The sequence below is a fragment of the Micromonospora sp. HB375 genome, assembly GCF_017872985.1.
GTDB lineage: Bacteria > Actinomycetota > Actinomycetes > Mycobacteriales > Micromonosporaceae > Micromonospora > Micromonospora chalcea.
The window spans coordinates 6,789,829-6,808,830 of the sequence record NZ_JAGGJO010000001.1; the positions used below are offsets into that span (position 1 = coordinate 6,789,829).

Annotated in this window: 21 protein-coding genes and 1 tRNA gene; 8 read left to right on the plus strand and 14 right to left on the minus strand. The window is 73.0% G+C overall.

What is annotated here, in order from left to right; genetic code table 11:
* Positions 1-250: 250 nt before the first annotated feature.
* A complete protein-coding gene (locus J3R08_RS30265; protein WP_064448844.1) occupies positions 251-1,033 on the plus strand; it encodes a hypothetical protein in 783 nt (260 codons plus the stop codon).
* Between the two features lie 4 nt (positions 1,034-1,037).
* Here the strand turns inward: J3R08_RS30265 and J3R08_RS30270 are convergent, their stop codons facing one another.
* The gene (locus J3R08_RS30270) at positions 1,038-2,816 is read right to left on the minus strand and encodes a hypothetical protein (RefSeq protein ID WP_166456758.1); all 1,779 of its coding nucleotides are present in this window, start codon (positions 2,814-2,816) and stop codon (positions 1,038-1,040) included.
* Between the two features lie 208 nt (positions 2,817-3,024).
* Between J3R08_RS30270 and J3R08_RS30275 the strand changes: the two genes are divergently transcribed.
* A complete protein-coding gene (locus J3R08_RS30275) occupies positions 3,025-3,729 on the plus strand; it encodes a class I SAM-dependent methyltransferase (RefSeq protein ID WP_043327784.1) in 705 nt (234 codons plus the stop codon).
* Between the two features lie 53 nt (positions 3,730-3,782).
* Here the strand turns inward: J3R08_RS30275 and J3R08_RS30280 are convergent, their stop codons facing one another.
* The 3 genes from J3R08_RS30280 to J3R08_RS30290 all read right to left on the minus strand — a co-directional run bounded on the left by J3R08_RS30280 (position 3,783) and on the right by J3R08_RS30290 (position 5,411).
* Positions 3,783-4,316, minus strand: coding sequence for a YbhB/YbcL family Raf kinase inhibitor-like protein (locus tag J3R08_RS30280; protein WP_064448841.1), 534 nt, complete (start codon positions 4,314-4,316; stop codon positions 3,783-3,785).
* 40 nt (positions 4,317-4,356) lie between these two features.
* Entirely contained in the window at positions 4,357-5,046 is a 690-nt protein-coding gene (locus tag J3R08_RS30285) for a DNA alkylation repair protein (RefSeq protein WP_209963711.1), read from the minus strand.
* 275 nt (positions 5,047-5,321) lie between these two features.
* Positions 5,322-5,411, minus strand: a tRNA-Ser gene (locus tag J3R08_RS30290).
* A gap of 96 nt (positions 5,412-5,507) precedes the next feature.
* Between J3R08_RS30290 and J3R08_RS30295 the strand changes: the two genes are divergently transcribed.
* Positions 5,508-6,047 carry an AAA family ATPase gene (locus tag J3R08_RS30295; protein WP_043327781.1) on the plus strand — a complete coding sequence of 180 codons (540 nt, stop codon included), beginning with the start codon at positions 5,508-5,510 and terminating at the stop codon, positions 6,045-6,047.
* A gap of 9 nt (positions 6,048-6,056) precedes the next feature.
* On the plus strand, positions 6,057-7,031 hold the full coding sequence (locus tag J3R08_RS30300) for an NAD(P)H-quinone oxidoreductase (RefSeq protein WP_043327780.1): 975 nt from the start codon (positions 6,057-6,059) through the stop codon (positions 7,029-7,031).
* Between the two features lie 3 nt (positions 7,032-7,034).
* Here the strand turns inward: J3R08_RS30300 and soxR are convergent, their stop codons facing one another.
* Entirely contained in the window at positions 7,035-7,487 is a 453-nt protein-coding gene (gene soxR, locus J3R08_RS30305) for a redox-sensitive transcriptional activator SoxR (RefSeq protein ID WP_030499370.1), read from the minus strand.
* Between the two features lie 46 nt (positions 7,488-7,533).
* Here soxR and J3R08_RS30310 point away from each other — a divergent pair, with 46 nt between their 5' ends.
* Both J3R08_RS30310 and J3R08_RS30315 read left to right on the plus strand, forming a co-directional pair.
* Positions 7,534-8,217, plus strand: coding sequence for a transketolase (locus J3R08_RS30310; protein WP_043327779.1), 684 nt, complete (start codon positions 7,534-7,536; stop codon positions 8,215-8,217).
* A 14-nt stretch (positions 8,218-8,231) separates the two neighbouring features.
* A complete protein-coding gene (locus tag J3R08_RS30315) occupies positions 8,232-9,107 on the plus strand; it encodes a transketolase family protein (protein WP_043330831.1) in 876 nt (291 codons plus the stop codon).
* A 70-nt stretch (positions 9,108-9,177) separates the two neighbouring features.
* Here J3R08_RS30315 and J3R08_RS30320 read toward each other — a convergent pair whose 3' ends face one another.
* The 6 genes from J3R08_RS30320 to J3R08_RS30345 all read right to left on the minus strand — a co-directional run bounded on the left by J3R08_RS30320 (position 9,178) and on the right by J3R08_RS30345 (position 14,555).
* A complete protein-coding gene (locus tag J3R08_RS30320) occupies positions 9,178-9,888 on the minus strand; it encodes a glycosyltransferase family 2 protein (protein WP_043327778.1) in 711 nt (236 codons plus the stop codon).
* Positions 9,889-9,966: 78 nt separating this feature from the next.
* Positions 9,967-10,551, minus strand: a complete 585-nt coding sequence (locus tag J3R08_RS30325; RefSeq protein ID WP_209963714.1) for a hypothetical protein — start codon at positions 10,549-10,551, stop codon at positions 9,967-9,969.
* A 59-nt stretch (positions 10,552-10,610) separates the two neighbouring features.
* Positions 10,611-12,017: a sensor histidine kinase KdpD gene (locus J3R08_RS30330; protein ID WP_209963717.1), complete on the minus strand. Its 1,407-nt coding sequence runs from the start codon at positions 12,015-12,017 to the stop codon at positions 10,611-10,613.
* Positions 12,010-12,693, minus strand: coding sequence for a response regulator transcription factor (locus J3R08_RS30335; RefSeq protein WP_064448115.1), 684 nt, complete (start codon positions 12,691-12,693; stop codon positions 12,010-12,012). The genes J3R08_RS30330 and J3R08_RS30335 overlap by 8 nt, the downstream gene beginning before the upstream one ends.
* Before the next feature lie 68 nt (positions 12,694-12,761).
* Positions 12,762-13,274, minus strand: a complete 513-nt coding sequence (locus tag J3R08_RS30340; RefSeq protein WP_209963719.1) for a hypothetical protein — start codon at positions 13,272-13,274, stop codon at positions 12,762-12,764.
* A 108-nt stretch (positions 13,275-13,382) separates the two neighbouring features.
* A complete protein-coding gene (locus J3R08_RS30345; protein ID WP_043327774.1) occupies positions 13,383-14,555 on the minus strand; it encodes an acetyl-CoA C-acyltransferase in 1,173 nt (390 codons plus the stop codon).
* A gap of 99 nt (positions 14,556-14,654) precedes the next feature.
* Between J3R08_RS30345 and J3R08_RS30350 the strand changes: the two genes are divergently transcribed.
* Positions 14,655-15,089, plus strand: a complete 435-nt coding sequence (locus J3R08_RS30350; RefSeq protein ID WP_209963722.1) for a PH domain-containing protein — start codon at positions 14,655-14,657, stop codon at positions 15,087-15,089.
* A gap of 3 nt (positions 15,090-15,092) precedes the next feature.
* Here J3R08_RS30350 and J3R08_RS30355 read toward each other — a convergent pair whose 3' ends face one another.
* Positions 15,093-16,034 carry a rhomboid family intramembrane serine protease gene (locus tag J3R08_RS30355; protein WP_209963726.1) on the minus strand — a complete coding sequence of 314 codons (942 nt, stop codon included), beginning with the start codon at positions 16,032-16,034 and terminating at the stop codon, positions 15,093-15,095.
* A gap of 25 nt (positions 16,035-16,059) precedes the next feature.
* The gene (locus J3R08_RS30360) at positions 16,060-16,590 is read right to left on the minus strand and encodes a peptidylprolyl isomerase (RefSeq protein WP_030499381.1); all 531 of its coding nucleotides are present in this window, start codon (positions 16,588-16,590) and stop codon (positions 16,060-16,062) included.
* Positions 16,591-16,674: 84 nt separating this feature from the next.
* Between J3R08_RS30360 and J3R08_RS30365 the strand changes: the two genes are divergently transcribed.
* On the plus strand, positions 16,675-17,514 hold the full coding sequence (locus tag J3R08_RS30365; RefSeq protein WP_104115621.1) for a hypothetical protein: 840 nt from the start codon (positions 16,675-16,677) through the stop codon (positions 17,512-17,514).
* Positions 17,515-17,586: 72 nt separating this feature from the next.
* Here the strand turns inward: J3R08_RS30365 and corA are convergent, their stop codons facing one another.
* Positions 17,587-18,738: a magnesium/cobalt transporter CorA gene (gene corA, locus J3R08_RS30370; RefSeq protein ID WP_043327771.1), complete on the minus strand. Its 1,152-nt coding sequence runs from the start codon at positions 18,736-18,738 to the stop codon at positions 17,587-17,589.
* Positions 18,739-19,002: the final 264 nt, after the last annotated feature.

Genomic DNA, 19,002 nt, shown 5'->3' on the forward strand with positions numbered 1-19,002 from the left:
CGACATACACCTTGACATCTGAACGGAGCGCATCGATCCTTACACCGTGCGTCGCCGTTTCCGGCGGCGTTTTTCGTCTTCCGGGCCGGGTAGTACGCGACCGGCGCCGGAGTGACCGGGACCTCCCCGCGACACCGCGACGTCACTTCCCCTCCCGCCGAGGGAGTGGTTAGGCTAGCCTTAGCTTCGGTCGACGGCACGCGCCGGCCGACAGGGCGACCAGACAGGGGACGGCCAGGTGACTGCGGTGATGCCGGGGCGCGACGCCGCCACCCCGTTCGCCCCGGTGACCGCGACCCTGCGCGCCATGTTCGGCACCGACGACCTGCCCGGGCTCGCGCCCGGCCTGCTGGTCCGCGACGAGCTGGACCGCTGGTCCCCGGCCGCCCGGCTGATCGACGGCACGCTGCTTCCCGAGTTCCTGACCCGCGCCGGCCGCCGCTGGGGCGGCACCCCGCACGCCTGTGCCGCGCTCGCGTGGAAGTCCTACAGCTACTGGACGGCGCTCCCAGCGGTGCTCGGCTGGGCGTCGGCCCGGCGGGTGCCGCTGCTCGACCCGGCCGACGTCCTCGTGCACTTCGAGGACCACCACCAGCTGCTCACGCTGGGGCTGCGCGCGTCCACCCCGGTGGCGGTGCTGCCCGGTGACCCGCTGGCGCTGGCCGGCGCGCCCGGTGTGGTCGTGGTGCCGGACGAGGCCGCCCTGCTCGGCGCGCTGCGCGCGTCCCTGCTCGACGCGCACTTCGCCCCGCTGATCGCCGCCATCCAGGGCGAGGTGCGGATCGGCACCCGTACGCTGCTCGGCTCGGTGGCCTCCGGCATCGCGCACGGCATCCTGCGCGCGGCGGACGCGCTGCCCGGCTCGTCCGTGGCGACCGTCGGCACGCTGCTCGGCGCGCTCGACCTGAACGACCTGGTCGAACTGGTGCCCGGCCCGGCCGGCGAGCCGACAGTGCAGCGGCGCACCTGCTGCCTGGCGTTCACGCTGCCCCGGCCCAAGGTGTGCCAGGGCTGCTGCGTCCGCCAGGGCTGACGGGTCAGTCGGCCAGCGGCCGGACGTCCCACAACCACACCCCGCCGGTACGGGTGGGCGTGATCCCGCTCAGCTCCGTCATCGCCCGGCGCAGCGCGTCGGCCTGCGGCAGCCGGGGGTCGAGGATCACCGCGCCGGCCCGCCAGTAGCGCAGGTCGTCGACGGCGGCCACCCGGTCCTGCGGCGTGATCGGCGGAACCGCGTCGGTGCGCCGTACCGTCTCGAAGAACGTGCTGGTGGGACGCGGCGGCGCGGTGAACAGCGCGATCCGGTCCCCGCCGGGGCGGGTGTCCGGATAGAGGAAGTAGCCGCGGGCCAGCGGCATGTCCAGCCGGGTCTCGGCGGACCAGCGCAGCGGAACCGCGTACGTGGTGTCGGGCAGCGGCAGCGTGACGATGCTGCGTCCGTCGGCGACGTAGGGGCGCCAGGCGCCGGAGGTGACGAACGCCGGGGTCGGTTCGAGGCGCTTGGCCGGCAGCGGGGTGGGCAGGATCGGCAGCAGCGCCATCGCGAGCACGGTGACGGTGGCGAACCGGATCTGCCCGCGTGCGTCCGGATGCCGGGCGGCCAGCCGGCGGACCCGCTCGGCGCCGAGCGCGAGCAGCACGCCGATGATCGGAGTGAGCGCGAGCGACCAGCGGGTGGGCACCACCGAGTGCAGGACCGGCAGGTTCTCCAGCGCGGCCCACGGGCCGGGGATGCCGGTGTCGCGTCCGTCGTAGCGGATCTCCCGGCCGAGCGAGAAGAGCGCGAACACGAGGCCGACCGCGGCCAGGCCGAGCACCACCGCGTTGCGGCGCATCCACCAGACCAGCGCGGCCACCAGGATCACCAGCGGCCAGCCGAAGAACGCGTTCTCCTCGGTGGCGTTCTTGACCAGCGGTTCACTGCCCCGGGCGTCACCGGCCACCGACTCCCGGGACCAGGCGACGTACGCGGCGAGGTCGGTGGAGTAGCCCCGGATCAGCGTGGAGAGCCCGCTGTACGCGCCGGGACCGAAGAACTGGACCCAGAGCGGGTACGCGAGCAGCGCCCCGGCGACCACCGCGGCCACGGCGAGTCCGGCGGCGAACGGGCGGGCCGCCGAGCGCAGCGCGGGACGGCCGAGTACGAGCGCCAGCACCACCACACCGAGGCCGATGGCGGTCATCAGCAGGATCTCCAGGTTGAGGAACGCCTGCCAGACGATCACCAGGGCAAGGAGTACGCCGTTGCGCAGCCACCGGCCGGGCTCGGCCAGGCGCAGCGTCCGCCAGATGATCAGCGGCACCACGAACTGGCTGACGATGTTGGGGTGCGAGTTGGCGTGCGAGATCATCGCCGGCGCGAACGCGCAGAAGGCGGCACCCAGCCAGGCCGGACCGCGAGACCGCACGACAACTCGGGAGAGAAGGAAATACCAGGACACGCCGGTGGCGGCGAGCCCGAGGGTGAGGAAAATCAGGAATGACCAGCGCGGACCCGCCCAGAGCGTGATCGGGGTCAGCGGTAATGAAACAGATAATACGGACGTATTGGCCATGAGATTGACGACATCCGGCACATTCATCCGGTCCGAGGTGAACGGATAGGCGAAATCGGTGACGACGCGCGCACCATGCGCCATCATCCATTCGAATTGCGCCTGATCTGTCCGATTGTCCCGGATCCCGTTGCGGGGGTCCACCCACAACCGGGCGGTGACCCAGAGCGCGAGCAGCACGAAGCTGAGCACGGCGAGCACATCGATCCGCCTGCCGTGCCCCGTTTTCGCCGGGTCCGCCGCTGATTCCGGAGTAGTCATGACATTTCAGAGCGTAGTCAGGGTATGACCGGCAGGTGCAATGTTCCGCAGACTCACGTACTATGTGCCGAGTTCGCCGACCGCCGATCAGGCACCCCTCCGCATCACAATTCGGCCCCCCTCCGTCCCCCGATTTCCCCCTCAGCCATCCAGATGGTTGACTCTGACGGTCCAGGCGCGGGTCAGTCATATCGTGAGGAATCGACGCATGGCAGAAATCACTGGGGACCAGCGCGTCCAGTCCGAGGTGCTCGAAGGCCTCGCGACCGCTGTCAACCACCGGCAGTGGTTCGTCGAGCTGGCGGTGCCCTACCTCGGTGACAACCCGATCGAAATCGGCAGCGGCCTGGGCGACTACGCCTCCGCGTGGGCCGAGCAGGTGCCCCGGATCACCGCCACCGAGGCGGACCCGGACCGGCTGGTCCAGCTCAAGGAGCGGCTGGCCGACCACCCGGGCGTCGAGGTCCGGCAGATGCTGCTCCCGCACCACGAGCGTGGCGACTACAGCGCGGCCGTCTCGTACAACGTGCTGGAGCACATCGACGACCACGTGGGCGCGCTGCGCAGCATGCGCGACCTGGTCCGCCCCGGCGGCGCGGTGGTCATCATCGTGCCGGCGTTCCAGTTCGCCATGAGCCCCGCCGACATCGCCACCGGCCACGTCCGCCGCTACACCAAGAAGACGCTCGCCGCGGCCATGACCGAGGCCGGCCTCACCGTGGAGCGGATCCACTACGCCAACGCGCTCGGCCTGATCGGCTACTTCATGGCCACCAAGGTCTTCCGGCTGATGCCGAAGGAGGGCCCGATGGTGAAGGTGTACGACACGCTCGTGCTCCCCGTCACCAAGGCCGCCGAGCAGCGCGTCCGCCCGCCGTTCGGCCAGTCCGTCTTCGCTGTCGCCCGCGTGTAAGGAAGGGCCCCTTGTTAACAGACGTCTGTTAACAAGGGGCCCTTCCTTACACCTCACTCCTTGATCTGGTACGTCGGGCGGATGACCGCCCGGGCCAGGGTGTGGAACGCCAGGTTGAAGCCGACGAAGGCCGGGCTCGCCCCGGCGGGAATGTCGAGGCGGTCCACGTCCACGGCGTGCACCGCGAACACGTACCGGTGCGGGCGGTCCCCGGCGGGCGGCGCGGCGCCGCCGTAGCCGGTGTCGCCGTAGTCGTTGCGGACGCTGAACGCGCCGCCCAGGTCGCCCTCGTCAACGCCGCTGGGCAGCTCGGTGACGGACGCGGGCACGTTCACCAGCACCCAGTGCCAGAAGCCGCTGCCGGTCGGGGCGTCCGGGTCGAAGCACGTGACCACGAAGCTCTTGGTCTCGGCCGGGAAGCCCGACCAGGACAGCTGCGGGGAGACGTTCTCGCCGCCGGTGCTGCCGTGCGCGTACCGCGCGTCCATCGGCTCGCCGTTGTGCACGTCCTCGCTCGTCAGGTCGAACGACGGCACCGTCGGCAACAGCTCGTACGGGTCCGGGGCGATCGGTCGTTCCAGGGTCATCGAAACGGTCCTTCCGGGTACGCGAATGTCCTGCGCCCCTTCATACCCCGTTGTCCGGGCCGCCGTGCTGTCGGCGCACCATCTCGTTGATCCAGACCGGCGCGTACGGCGACGTGCAGCCCGGCGGCGTGGGGTAGTCCTTGAGCACCCCGAGCCGCTCGCCGATGCCGATCGCGCGTTCCCGGTACGCCGGATGTTCGATCCCGATCTGCGCGAGGCAGTGGTTCATCGCCCACTGGAGGCGCTCCGGCGCGCCGGCCATCTCCGCCTCGATCACGTCGAGCAGACCGGCCAGGTCCAGCCCGTCCGGGTTCCGCGCCACCCGCTCGGTGGTCAGCGCCCAGCCGGCGCTCGCCACCACCGGATCGGGATCGGCCGACCAGGCCAGGCGCAGCGGCTCCGCGTGCGGGCTCTTCTTCACCACGTAGTTGACGAGCCAGTCGTGCACCTTCGGCGTACGCGCCTCGCGCAGCATCGCGTCCAGCTCGTCCCGCCCGTACGCCTTCGGTCGGCAGATCAGCAGCGCAAGCAGCCGCGCGGCGCTGTCGCCGGTCGCCCACAGCTCCCGCGCGAGGTCCTGCTGCGTCTTCAGCCGCTTCGCGACCGCCCGCAGCTTGCCCAGGTTGACCCCATGGTCGTCGCCGTGCCGCTCGTTGACCGCGCGGATCTTCGGATCGTCGAGCGCGGCCAGCTCGGCCGTCACCTCGGCCACCGTCGTCGTCTCCGCCACCAGGCCCTCCCGCCGTATCCGTGCCCCGCAGCCTACGGCCGCGCCCGGCGCTCCCGCTGTTCCGCCGCCCCGCCGGTCAGCGTCGTCCCGTCTCATCGCGTTCCCCCGATTCCGGCAACTCCCGCGGTGTCAGGCACATCCGGTGCGGCCGAGACTCGCCGTGGGGGTCGCCGAAGAAGAGAGCAGTCATAAGCCGCAGAGGCGATGGTTACTTCCGGGGCGACACGCCCATGTGTCCGCACGCGCGGCAGACCGAGGCGAGGCGGGGTGGGAGTTGGCGGAGGGTGTGGGATTCGAACCCACGAAGACATCGCTGCCTTACCGGTTTTCAAGACCAGCGCCATCGGCCACTAGGCGAACCCTCCCGGCACGCCCCCGAGGGGTGCGCGACCGGGACCCAGTCTGCCACGAACCCCGTACCGGGCAAGCCGCCGTCCCACCTCCGTTGCGAGAATGTGTGCGTGTGGGAGAGTCCGGCAGTGGTGCTGATCAGCGGAATCATGGCCGCAGGCAAGTCCACAGTGGCCGAAGGGCTGGCCCGGCGGCTGCCCCGCTCGGTGCATCTGCGCGGCGACGTGTTCCGCCGCGTGATCGTCAACGGGCGCGCCGACATGACCGCCGAGCCGAGCGACGAGGCGCTGCGGCAGCTCCGGCTGCGCTACGACCTGGCCGCCTCGACCGCCGACCGGTACGCAGCGGCGGGCTTCACCGTCGTACTCCAGGATGTGGTCCTCGGCGCGGACCTGCCGGCCATGGTCGGCCGGATCCGGCACCGGCCGCTCGCCGTGGTGGTGCTCGCGCCCCGCGCCGAGGTGGTCGCGGCCCGCGAGCGGGACCGGCCCAAGACGGGGTACGGGGACTGGCCGGTGGCGGACCTGGACGCCGGGTTCCGGGCCGACACGCCCCGGATCGGGCTCTGGCTGGACACGTCCGACCAGACGCCGGACGAGACGGTGGCCGAGATCCTCGCCCGCGCGTGGACCGACGGGCAGATCGGGTAAGACTGAGTCATGCGCGCGATCACGATCACGGAACCCGGCGGACCCGAGGCGCTCGTCTGGACCCACGTGCCGGACCCGGAGCCCGGCCCCGGCGAGGTGGTCGTGGAGGTGCGGGCCAGCGCGGTGAACCGGGCCGACCTGTTGCAGCGGCAGGGGCACTACCCGCCGCCGCCGGGCGCGTCCGCGTACCCCGGTCTGGAATGTTCGGGGACGGTGCGTGCGCTCGGTCCCGGCGTGACCGGCTGGTCGGTGGGTCAGGAGGTCTGCGCGCTGCTCGCCGGCGGCGGCTACGCCGAGCAGGTCGCGGTGCCGGCCGGGCAGTTGCTGCCGGTGCCGGCCGGGGTGGAGCTGGTCGACGCGGCGGCGCTGCCGGAGGTGGCCTGCACGGTCTGGTCGAACGTGGTGGACCTGGCCCGGCTGGCCGAGGGTGACACGCTGCTGGTGCACGGCGGCGGCAGCGGGATCGGCACGTTCGCGATCCAGCTCGGCGTGGCGCTCGGCGCGACAGTGGTGGTGACCGCCCGCTCGGCGAAGCACGACCGGCTGCGGGAGCTGGGCGCCGCGCACACGATCGACTACCGGGAGCAGGACTTCGTGGACGAGGTACGCCGGGTGACCGACGGCCGGGGCGCGGACGTGATCCTGGACATCATGGGCGCGTCCTACCTGCCCCGGAACGTGGCGGCGCTGGCGACCGGCGGGCGGCTCGTGGTGATCGGCATGCAGGGCGGCCGCAAGGGCGAACTCGACCTGGGGATGCTGCTGGCGAAGCGGGCGGCGGTGCACGCGACAGCGCTGCGGTCCCGTCCGGACGAGCAGAAGGCGGCGATCGTCCGGGGCGTACGCGATCAGGTGTGGCCGCTGGTGGAGGCGGGCCGGGTCCGGCCGGTGGTGCACGCCCGGGTGGACATGGCCGACGCCGCCGCCGCGCACCGCCTGGTCGAGACCAACGACCACCTGGGCAAGGTGCTGCTGGTCCGGTGACGGTCAGCCCTGGCCGGGGCGCGGGAGCATGAGGCGCGGGCCGGGGCCCTCGTCGGCGAGCGAGTCGCCGGGGTTGTAGAGCGTGCAGCGCTGCAACGACAGGCAGCCGCAGCCGATGCAGCCGTCCAGGTCGTCGCGGAGCTTGCCGAGCAGCCGGATCCGCTCGTCCAGCCGGTCCCGCCAGGCGCGGGACAGCGCGGCCCAGTCGTCGGGCGTGGGGGTACGCCCCGACGGCAGCGAGTCGAGCGCCGCGCGGATCTCCTCCAGCGAGACACCTACCTGCTGGGAGATCCGGATGAACGCGACCCGGCGCAGCTCGGTGCGGGCGTAGCGGCGCTGGTTCCCGCCGGTGCGGGCGGCGTGGATCAGGCCGAGCCGCTCGTAGTAGCGCAGCGCCGAGGGGGCGACGCCACTGCGGTCGGCGAGCTGTCCGATGGTCAGTGTTGCTTCGTGCATCACACGGCCTTGAGTTGAAGTTCGCTTCAAGTCCGAGGCTATCGGTATGACGACGACCACCGCCACCGAGCTGGGCGCGCTGCTGGACCGGGTGCGCGCCGGCCGCGAGTTCGGCGCCAACGTGTACTCGACGCTGGACGTGCTCCAGGTGCTCTACGACCGGGTGCTCCGGATCACCCCGGCCACCGTGGACGACCCGGACCGGGACCGCTTCCTGCTCTCCAAGGGGCACGCGGTCGCCGGCTACTACGCGCTGCTCGCCGCCCGCGGCTTCGTACCGCCCGATTGGCTGGACGACCAGGGCGGCCCGGCCAGCCGCCTCGGCGACCACCCGGACCGCACGCTCGTGCCGGGCGTCGAGATCGGTTCCGGTTCGCTCGGCCACGGCCTCGGGCTGGGCGTGGGCACCGCGCTCGGGCTGCGGGCCCAGGGCCGCACCGACCCCCGGGTGTACGTGCTGCTCGGCGACGCCGAACTGGACGAGGGCTCCAACCACGAGGCGATCGCGTACGCGGGCGCGACCGGGCTGGGCAACCTGACCGCGATCGTGCTGGACAACCGCTCGGCCACGTACGGCTGGCCGGGTGGCGCGGCGAGCCGGTTCACGGTGAACGGGTGGAGCGCCGCCACCGTCGACGGGCGCGACCACGACGCCCTGCACGCCGCCCTCACCGGGCACGACGATCACCGGCCGCACGTCGTCGTCGCGGTCGTCACGGACGGAGAGTGAGCATGAGCAGCACCATGCGGGACGCGTTCGTCACCAGCACCGAGGAGGTGCTCGCCGATCCGCGTACGACAGTCGTGCTCGCCGACATCTCCGCCGCCGCGTTCGAGCCGGCCGCCGCCCGGTACCCGGACCGGGTGATCAACGTCGGAATCCGGGAGCAGTTGATGGTCGGGGTCGCGGGTGGGCTGGCGCTGACCGGGCAGCGGCCGATCGTGCACAGCTACGCCCCGTTCCTGGTCGAGCGGGCGTACGAGCAGATCAAGCTGGACCTCGACCACCAGGGCGTCGGCGCGGTGCTCGTCGGCATCGGCGGCTCGTACGACCGGGCGGAGGCGGGACGCACCCACCTCGGTCCGGCCGACGTGGCGCTGATCGACACGCTCCACGGCTGGACCGTGCACGTGCCGGGGCACCCGGACGAGGTCCGGCCGCTGCTGCGCGACGTCGTGTGCGGGCAGGACTCGGCGTACCTGCGGTTGTCGATCCGGGCCAACGCGCGGGCGTACCCGGAGGCGGGTGACCTGCGGGTGGTGCGCGACGCCGGGCCGGGCGCGGCGCTGCTGGTGGCGGTCGGGCCGGTGCTGGACGCGGCGCTGGCCGCGACCGCCGACCGGGCGGTGACCGTGGCCTACACCCACCGGCCGCGCCCGTTCGACACGGCCGGGCTGCGGGCGCTGGCCGGAACCGAGGTGATGGTGGTCGAGCCGTACCTGGCGGGCACCTCGGCGCGGGTGGTGTCGGAGGCGCTGGCCGACCGGCCGCACCGGCTGCTGTCGCTGGGGGTGGGCCGCGAGGACCTGCGCCGCTACGGCAGCGCCGAGGACCACGAACGCTGGCACGGCCTGGACGCCGCCGGGCTGCGCCGCTCGGTGGACACGTTCCTCGGCTGAGCGCCCCGGACACGACGCAACCCCGCGACCTCGGCTCGTGCCGGGATCGCGGGGTTGCGGCGGTGCGGGCTCAGTGCGCGGCGGCGGGAGTGGCCGGGCGGCGGCGGGCGCGCTCGCGGGCCAGGATCCAGATCGCCTCGACGCCGTCCTTCCAGGTGATCTTCTTGCCCTCCTCGCGGCCCCGCGCGCGGTAGCTGATCGGCACCTCGTAGGGGCGAATGCGCTGGCGGAGCAGCTTGCCGGTGACCTCCGCCTCCATGCCGAAGCCCCGGGAGCGGACCTGCAGCGAGCGGTACAGCTCCAGCGGCATCAGCTTGAAGCAGGTCTCCAGGTCGCCGATGTAGGAGTTGTAGAGCACGTTCGCGGCGAGCGTGACGCCCTTGTTGCCCATCACGTACCAGAAGCTGTACGAGCTGTGGCTGCCGAAGGTCCGATTGCCGTAGACGACTGTCGCCCGACCGTCGAGCACCGGCTCCAGCAGACGCGGGATGTCCTGCGGGTCGTACTCGAGGTCGGCGTCGAGGATGACCATGTACTCGCCCTCGGCGCTGTCGACGGCGGTCTTGATGGCCGCGCCCTTGCCAGCGTTGCGCTGGTGGGTGATCACCCGGAGGCGCGCGTCGTCGACCCGGCCCAGAATCTCGCCGGTGCCGTCCCGGCTGCCGTCGTCCACGACGACAAGCTCGATCTCGCACGGGTAGTCGACCGCCAATGCCTGCTTGAGGGCATCCGCGATACGTTCTTCCTCGTTGTAGACCGGCATGAGGATCGAGAGCTTCACGGATTCTCCACGGAGGCGATGTCGGGTCGGGGCATAGCGTAGCCTGGCACATTGCTTCCGTCACGACAGCCCAGGCACCTATTCCTGGCGAATCGGAACCACCACGAGCCGGGCCACGTTCCCGCCGCCGTCCTTCGCTCCGGCCACCGCGACAGTCGTGCCGATCTTGATGTCGTTCGATCGGATCGCGGTCCGGCGCTCGACCACCCGCAGTTTGTCGCCGAACGTCCAGGTCGCTGTGAAACCGTCGGTGGATTTCACGGTCATCGACCGTTCGTCGATCGCGGTCACCTCGCCGCGCTGGACCGCCACCGTCCTGGTGCCGCCGTCCCTGGTCCGCACCACCGCCTCGCCGTGCAGCGTGTTGCGCCGCAGCAGCACCCGGGCCCGGTGGCGCTTGTTCCCCTCCGCCCGCTCGCCCTTGCCGTCCGGCCCGGCCTGCGGCGTACCGGTGGACGCCGGTGCGGCTACCGGTTCGACGTCCAGGTCACCGGCGTCGAGGCCGAGCGCGGCGAGCGCCTGGCCCTCCACGCCCAGGGCGGCGCTCACCTCGACCGCCCGGTCGGGTTCCGCGCCGGGCCGGCTCGCGCCGCACCCGGCGAGTCCGAGCGCGGCGGCGGCGAGCAGCGCGGTGGCGCCGGTGACGATTCGCTGACGTGCCATCTGTGGTCCTTTCCTCGCGGTGACGACCCCGAGCGTTCCGCACCGACACGAGGGAACGGTCAAGCCGATGTTCGAGCCCGGTAAGGATCCGGGGGCACCACGACGGTGAAGGCGGCCCCGCCCTCCGGGGCGTGCCCGGCGGTGATGTCGCCGCCGAGCCGGCGGACCAGCCCGGCGGCCAGCGCCAGGCCCAGACCGCTGCCCACCTTGCGCACCCCCCGGTACCGCTGGTGCAGCGCGCCCCGCTCGAACGCCACGTCCAGGTCGTCGTCGGTGAGGCCGGGTCCGCCGTCCCGGACCTCCAGCGTCCCACCGCCCGCCGGACCGGCGGCCCGGACCGCGAGCACCACCGGCGCCCCCGGCGGTACGACCCGCAGCGCGTTCTCCAGCAGCCCGTCCACCACCTGCCGGATCCGGCCCGGATCGGTGTACGCCGGCACCGGCGCGTCCGGCGTCTCCAGCCGGAACGGCACCCCGAGCGCCGCGCACCGGCCGGACCAGGCGCGCTCCGCGTCGGCGGCGAGCCGGGTCAGGTCGACCGGCACCGGTTCCAGCGGGAAGTCGACCGCCTCCAACCGGGCCAGCGCCAGCAGGTCGCGGACCAGCCGGTCCAGGTGTTCGGCCTCGGCGAGCACGGTCCGGCCGGTCTCCGGCACCCCGTCGGCCTCGATCACCCCGTCGGCCAGCGCCTCGGCGTAGCCACGGATCGCGGTCAGCGGGGTCCGCAACTCGTGCGAGACGGAGAGCAGGAACTCGCGCTGCCGACCCTCGCTCGTGGCCAGCGCGGCGGCGAGGCCGTTGAGCGCGTACGCCAGGTCGGCCACCTCGTCGGGCGGCTCGACCGGCACCCGGACCGTCCGGTCCCCGGCCCGGAGCCGCGCGGCGGCGGTGGCGGCGGTACGGATCGGCCGGGCCAGCCGGCGGGCGAGCAGCAGTCCGGCGGCCGCCCCGGCGGCGAGTCCGGCGAGCAGCGGCAGCCAGAGTCCGCGCAGCACCTGCCGCCAGGGCGCGGCGCTGCGGGCGCGGGTCAGCACCACACCGTCCCCGCCGGGCAGCGCCCGCGCCTCGACCAGCCGGCGTTCCCCGTCGACGAGCCGCCGGCCGGAGACGTTGTCGCCGCCGGCCACCCGTGTCACGAGCGGTCGGGGCAGGCCCGGCCGGTCGGCCTGCCCGTCCCGGATCAGGTACACCTCGATCCGCTGCTGACCCAGTTGGCGGATGAGCCGGTCCCCGGCGCCGTCGCGCTGGCGTACCGCCCGCACCCGGAGCACGTCGGCGGCGAGCCGGGCCTGGGCGGCCAGCGCCTCCTGGTCCCGGCGCTCCGCGCCGCGTACCGCCAGGGGCACCGCCACCAGCGCGGTGACGAGCACCGACACGAGCGCCACCGCGCAGGTGGCCACTACCGCGCGGGCGGTGAGCGTCCGCCCGGGGCAGCGCGGCATCGGTCCGGGCGGCGGCTCAGGCATCGGCGGCGTACCCGACGCCCCGGTGGGTGCGGATCACGCTGTCCGGGCCGAGTTTGGCCCGGACCTGCGCCACGTGCACGTCGACGGTCCGGGTGCCGGCGTGCGCCGCGTACCCCCACACGCCGGCCAGCAGTTCCTCCCTGGTGAACACCCGGCCCGGACGGGCCATCAGGTGCGCGAGCAGGTCGAACTCGGTGGAGGTGAGCTGCACCGGCGTACCGGCGGCGGTCACCGTGCGGCGGGCCGGGTCGAGCGTGACGGCGCCGAGCGTGCGGGGCTGCTCGGCGGACACGCCGGACGTGCGGCGCAGCACCGCCCGCAGCCGGGCGAGCAGCTCGCGCGGGCTGAACGGCTTGGTGACGTAGTCGTCGGCGCCCAGTTCCAGCCCGACGACGCGGTCCACCTCGTCGTCCCGGGCGGTGAGGAAGATGACCGGCGTCCAGTCGCCGGCCGCGCGCAGCCGACGGCAGATCTCGGTGCCGGCCAGGCCGGGCAGCGCGATGTCGAGCACGCAGGCCACCGGGCGCAGCCGCCGCGCGGCGGCCAGCCCGGCCTCGCCGTCACGTTCCAGGTGTACGCCGAACCCGTCCCGGGTCAGGTAGAGCCGGACCAGGTCGGCGATGGCGGGCTCGTCCTCCACCACGAGGACGAGCCCGGGCGGGGCGGCGGTGGTCACCGGCCCATGATGACCGACGGTCGACCGCCCGGCCGGTCAGGAAATGTTCGGATCCGGTAAGGAGAGTGTCAGCGGGCCGGCGCCGGCCGGAGCACTGTGGGCCGGGCGCTCGCCGGCGGCTCGCCGATCGTGGCGACGACCCGCTCGGCCGGAGCCCGCAGCCGGGTACGGAAGGCGTGGTTGAGCAGCGTGTCGAGCTGCCACGCCTGCTTCGGGTGGTGGGTACGGATGACGAAACGCTCCCGCGCCCCGTCGATGGCGGTCGCTGCCAGCTCCACGCTGTGCGCGCGGGGGTCGGGGCTCCACGTCACGTTGCTCAGCTCGCGCAGCTCCGTGTTGAGGTGCAGGCGCAGCCGGTGCAGCACGCGGGTCTGCCGGGTGACCACCAGGCGGCGGTGGGTGAGCAGCATCAGGTAGTCGCCGCCGACCGGGTCGTCCGGGCGGCTGCACCGGGTGACCAGGATGGTGGCGTCGCCGGAGCCGACGCACCGGCGGAACACCGGCATGTGCCGGGTGACGGTCTGGGTCGCCAGGCCGGTCTCGGCGGCGGCCGGAAGGAACGTTCGCGAGAACACGTCCATGCCCGGTCCAACGACGCGATGACCAGGGGTGATATGGGTCACGCCCGATTTCTGGAACTTCCACACGTGCAAGTCGCACCTGAGGTGCGACACCGGCGGCCGGTCGGCTCAGAGCAGCTCGACGATGGTGGCGTTGGCCATCCCGCCGCCCTCGCACATGGTCTGCAGGCCGTAGCGGATGCCGTTGTCCCGCATGTGCTGGAGCATCGTGGTCATGATCCGCGCGCCGGACCCGCCGAGCGGGTGACCGAGCGCGATCGCCCCGCCCCGGGGGTTGAGCCGCTCCGGGTCCGCCTCCGTCTCGGCCAGCCAGGCCAGCGGCACCGGGGCGAACGCCTCGTTCACCTCGTACACGCCGATCTCCTCGATGCCCAGCCCCGCGCGGCGCAGCGCCTTCGCGGTGGCCGGGATGGGCGCGGTGAGCATGGTGACCGGGTCGTCGGCGGCGACCACTGCGGTGTGCACCCGGGCCAGCGGGCGCAGGCCGTGCCGGCTGGCCCACTCGGCGGTGGTGACCGCGAGCGCGGCGGCGCCGTCGGAGATCTGCGACGCGGAACCGGCGGTGACCACGCCGTCGGCGCGGAACGGGGTGGCCAGCTCGCCCAGCTTGGCCAGCGAGGTGTCGCGGCGGATGCCCTCGTCGGCGGAGAACTTGCCGCCGTCGGCGAGCGCCACCGGCGCCAGCTCGGCCTCGAACGCGCCGGCGTCCTGCGCGGCTGCCGCCTTCTCGTGGCTGGCCAGCGCGAACTCGTCCAGCTGGGTACGCGAGAAGCGCCACCGCTGGGCGATCAGCTCGGCCCCGACGCCCTGGTTGAACGGCAGCGGCGAGTCCGCCGCGACGCCCTCGACACCCCGGTAGCGCTCCAGGATCGCCGCGCTGAACGGCATCCCACCGGCGACGCTGGACCCCATCGGCACCCGGGTCATCGACTCGACGCCACCGGCCACCACCAGGTCGGCCTGGCCGGAGAGAACAGTGGCGGCGGCGAAGTGCAGCGCCTGCTGGCTCGACCCGCACTGACGGTCGAGCGTGGTGCCCGGGACGGACTCCGGCCAGCCGGCGGCCAGCACCGCGTTGCGGGCCACGTTCCAGGACTGCTCGCCGACCTGCGACACACAGCCCCAGATCACGTCGTCGACCAGGCCGGGGTCGATGCCGGTGCGCTCGGCGAGCGCACGCAGCACGTGCGCCGAGAGGTCGACCGGGTGCACTCCGGCGAGGCTGCCCTTGCGCCGCCCGACCGGGGTCCGTACCGCGCCGACGATGACCGCGTCACTCATGTCTACTCCCGGGTAACCTCGCTTGCCCCGATAGTACGTGCTGACCGGACCGGCCGTCCTCCCCCGGCGTGCGGACGGCACGGCTGGCATGCTGGTCGGATGGATCCACAGTCGCCACCGGTCCGGCAGTGGCGGGTGCCCCGGGAGGCGCCGGTGCTCAAGGCGCTCGGCGCGCTCGCGCTGCTGGCCCTGGGGCTGCTCTTCGCCGGCGGTGACCCGGTCCGCCCGGGGCTGGCCGGGCTGGCCGCGGCCGGCCTTCTCGTCTGGGCGCTGCGCGACCTGGTCGCGCCGGTCCGCCTCGCCGTCGACAGGGACGGGCTGACGGTGCTGCGGGGGTTCGCCGGACGACGCCGGCTGCCGTGGGACGCGGTCGAGGCGATCCGCCTGGAGCGGCGCGCCCGGCGCGGAATCACCGCCGAGACGCTGGAGATCGACGCCGGGGAGTCGCTGCACCTGTTCGGTCGCCGTGACCTGGACGCGCCGCTGGACGAGGTGGCGGCGGCGCTGGACGAGGCCCGCCCCGCCGCGGGCTGAGGCTCAGCCGAGCAGGGCGGCGGTACGGAGCAGGGTCAGGCCGATCATCGCGACCAGCACGATCGCGCAGCCCGCCACCTGGAATGCGGTCCGGCGTGACCGGGGGGCGTACGCCAGGATCAGCGACACCACCGCGCCGGCCGCCAGACCGCCGAGGTGCCCAGCCACCGAGATGCTCGGCACGGTGAACGTGAAGATCAGGTTGATCACCAGGATCGGGACGATCGCCGAGGTGTCCCGGCCGAGCCGCCGCATGATCACGAAGATCGCGGCGAACAGGCCGAAGACGGCGGTCGAGGCACCGGCCGTGAAGCGGTTCGGCTCGGTGAAGACGTACGCCGCGACGTTGCCGCCCAGCCCGGCGAGCAGGTAGAGCGCCAGGAAGCGCAGCGGCCCGAGCACCGCCTCCAGCGTCCGGCCGAGCACCCAGAGCGCCCACATGTTCAGCAGCAGGTGCAGCACGCCGTAGTGCAGGAACATGGCGGTGACCAGCCGGTACCACTCGCCGTCGGCCACCCCGCCGATGTGCCCGTCGGGGAAGCGCGCCAGCCCGAGCACCGAACCCCATTCGGTGAGCGGTGTCCCGCTGCCCATCAGGCCGCCCAGGCCACCGCCGGCCACCGCGTTGCCGCTGCGGGCCGAGGCGATGGAGACCAGCATCATCAGCACGTTCAGCGCGATCAGCGCCTTCGTGACGTTGCCCTGGCGGCCGGCGGCACCGCCACCGAAGGCGGTACGCGCCGGCCGCACGCTGCGGCGTCCCTCGGCGACACACTCCGGGCACTGGTGGCCGACGGAGGCGTCCCGCATGCACTCGGTGCAGATCGGCCGGTCGCATCGAGAGCAGCGGATGTACGTCTCCCGGCCGGGGTGCCGGTAGCAGACCGGAGTGGTCGGCACCGGGTCCCCGGTGGTGTCGCCGGGCTGGCCGGAGCGCTCAGTCATGCGAGCAAAGGTACCCGCGTGTCGCTCAGGCCTGCTTGTGCTCGATCTCGACCCGCTCGATCACCACGTCCTGCAGCGGCCGGTCGCTCGGGCCGGTCGGGGTGTTGGCGATCGAGTCGACGACCTTGGCGGACTGCTCGTCGGCGACCTGGCCGAAGATGGTGTGCCGGTTGTTCAGGTGTGGCGTGGGCGACACCGTGATGAAGAACTGCGAGCCGTTGGTGCCCGGCCCGGCGTTCGCCATGGCCAGCAGGTACGGCCGGTCGAAGCGCAGCTCGGGGTGGAACTCGTCGCCGAACTTGTAGCCCGGGCCACCGCGTCCGGTGCCGGTCGGGTCGCCCATCTGAATCATGAAACCGCTGATCACGCGGTGCGAGACGGTGCCGTCGTAGTACGGCCCGCTGCCCGGCTGACCGGTACGCGGGTCGATGTACTCCCGGGTGCCCTCGGCCAGCTCCACGAAGTTGCGGACGGTCTTCGGCGCGTGGTTCGGGAAGAGCTCCAGCCGGATCGGGCCGGCGTTGGTGTGCAAGGTGGCGTAGACAGCCTCGGCCACGGGTACTCCTCACTCGTTGGTCAGTTCCTTGCGGATCCTCCCATGTGCCCGATCTGGCCATGCGGAGGCATCCGAAGGTGGAGGATGACGAAGGAACAACTCCCAGGAGGTGGGACCGTGTTTGGAATCGGGCGGCGAAAGACCCAGGGCCAGCTCGCCAAGGTGGAGCTGAACCAGGGCATCGGTCACCTGAGGCAAGCCGCCACGCACGCGGCGAAGGGTGCCGGCGCCACTGTCGGCCCGCGGGTCCAGGCAGCCCGGGGCGCCGTCGCGCCGACCGCGGTCATGGTCCGGGACCGGGCGTCCAGCGGGTTCGCGTCGACCGCCGCGGCGCTCGCGCCGGTGCTGCTGGCCGTGCGCAACGCCCGGGTCGAGGCCGCCGGCAAGGCGTCGGGCGGCCGCAAGGCGATGGCCGCGAAGCAGTCCGCGATGACGAAGAAGGCGAAGAACATGAAGGCCGGAAAGAAGAAGCAGCGCAGGTCGCGGGGCATGACCGCGGGCCTGCTGGTGGCCGGCACCGTCGCCGGCCTGGCCGGGGCGATGGCCATGCGCCGCCGCCGCGAGCAGCAGGAGTGGGCCGAGTACGACCCGACCGGCACGCTCGGCACGACGGGCACGCTCGGCGCGACCGGCCGGGACAAGCTGGAGCCGATGCGGGAGGACGTGGACACGATCGTGGTGGAGACCCCGGACGCGAGCGCGAAGGTGACGCAGGCCGGCCCGACCGGCGCCGGCTCCTCGGCCGTGGCCAAGGGCAGCAGCGCGTCGACCGCCACCTCCGGCAGCCAGCCGGTGATCCACCCGAACGACCAGGTCCCCGCCGTCGCCGAGGGCGCCCGGGACGTCTCCGGCCGTCCGGCCGACGACATCACCAAGGCCGTGCAGGCCGGCAAGAACGCCGCGAAGGCCGGCGGTCGCCGCTGACCTCGTACCGTCGGATCAGCGCCGGCACGCGGGGCGACCCGCGTGGCCGGCGCTTCCGCGTGTACGGGGCGGCTACAGCCAGCCGTTGCGGCGGAACAGGCGGTACAGCGTGAAGGACGCCGCGAGCATCAGCGCCCACACGCCCGGATAGCCGTACGTCCATTTCAGCTCGGGCATGTTGTCGAAGTTCATGCCGTAGATGCCGGCGATCGCCGTCCACACCGCACCGATCGCGGCCCAGGCGGCGATCTTGCGCATGTCGTTGTTCTGGTCGACGGTGACCTGGGCCAGCCGGGCCTGGAGGATCGAGTTCAGCAGGTCGTCGTAGGAGTTCACCTGCTCGACCGTGCGGCTGAGGTGGTCCTGCACGTCCCGGAAGTAGCGCCGGACCTCCTGCGGCACCGCGCGGTTGACCTGCGAGGTGAGCGTCATCAGCGGGCGCTGCAGCGGCGCCACCGCCCGCTTGAACTCGACCAGCTCCCGCTTCATCTGGTAGATCCGCTGGATCCGGCCGCTGCTCTGCCGGTCGAAGACGTCCGCCTCCAGCACGTCGAGGTCGTCCTCCAGCCGGTCGGCCACCTCCAGGTAGAGGTCGACCACGCGGTCGGTGATCGCGTACGCGACCGCCCACGGGCCGTGCCGCAGCAGGTCCCGCTTCGCCTCCAGGTCGGCGCGGACCGGCGCCAGCCGGCAGGCGTCGCCGTGACGCACGCTGATCACGAAGTGCGGCCCGATGAAGAGCATCACCTGGCCGGTCTCCACCACTTCGGAGTTCTCGGTCAGCTCCGCGTGCTCGCAGTAGCGGGCGGTCCGCAGCACCAGGAAGACGATCTCGCCGAAGTGCTCCAGCTTCGGGCGCTGCTGGGCCTTCACCGCGTCCTCCACCGCCAGCTCGTGCAGGCCGAAGGTGGCGGCGATCTCGGTCATCTCGGTCAGGTCGGGCTCGTGCAGGCCGAGCCAGACGAAGCCGTCCCGCTCCTGCCGGGCGGCGGCCAGGGCCTCGGCGTACTGGGGGCGGCCGGGGCGGCGCTCGCCGTCGACGTACAGCCCGCAGTCGACGATCCCGCTGCGCTCCGGGCCGGCCGGCTGGGCGGCACGGGGGGAGCCGTCGGCGTTGAGGATGCGGGACATCGCGCGTACCGGGGCCGCCCAGGCGCGGGGGCGCAGTGCCCGGCTGCCGCCGTCGGCGCCGGCGGTTCGGTCGCGTGCCACCCGGTCCGTCATCTCTCGCCCCCTCTCCCTAGAGCTGCGGCTTGCAGGTTACGCCGACCGGCGGCAGGCGCAGCGCGGGAGCGGGACGGGCGGTGCGACGGGCGTCACGCCCCGGCGCCGGGCGGGCCGGGCCGCGTCAGGGGGGTGAGGGGCGACACGGCCCACCCGGCACCCCTTGGGGGCGGGAGTGATGCTGGGCGTGCCGTCGGCCCTGGCCGGAGCGGCCCGGCCACCGGAAAGGTGAACGACACTCGCAGCATTGTGGGCTGCTGGCCG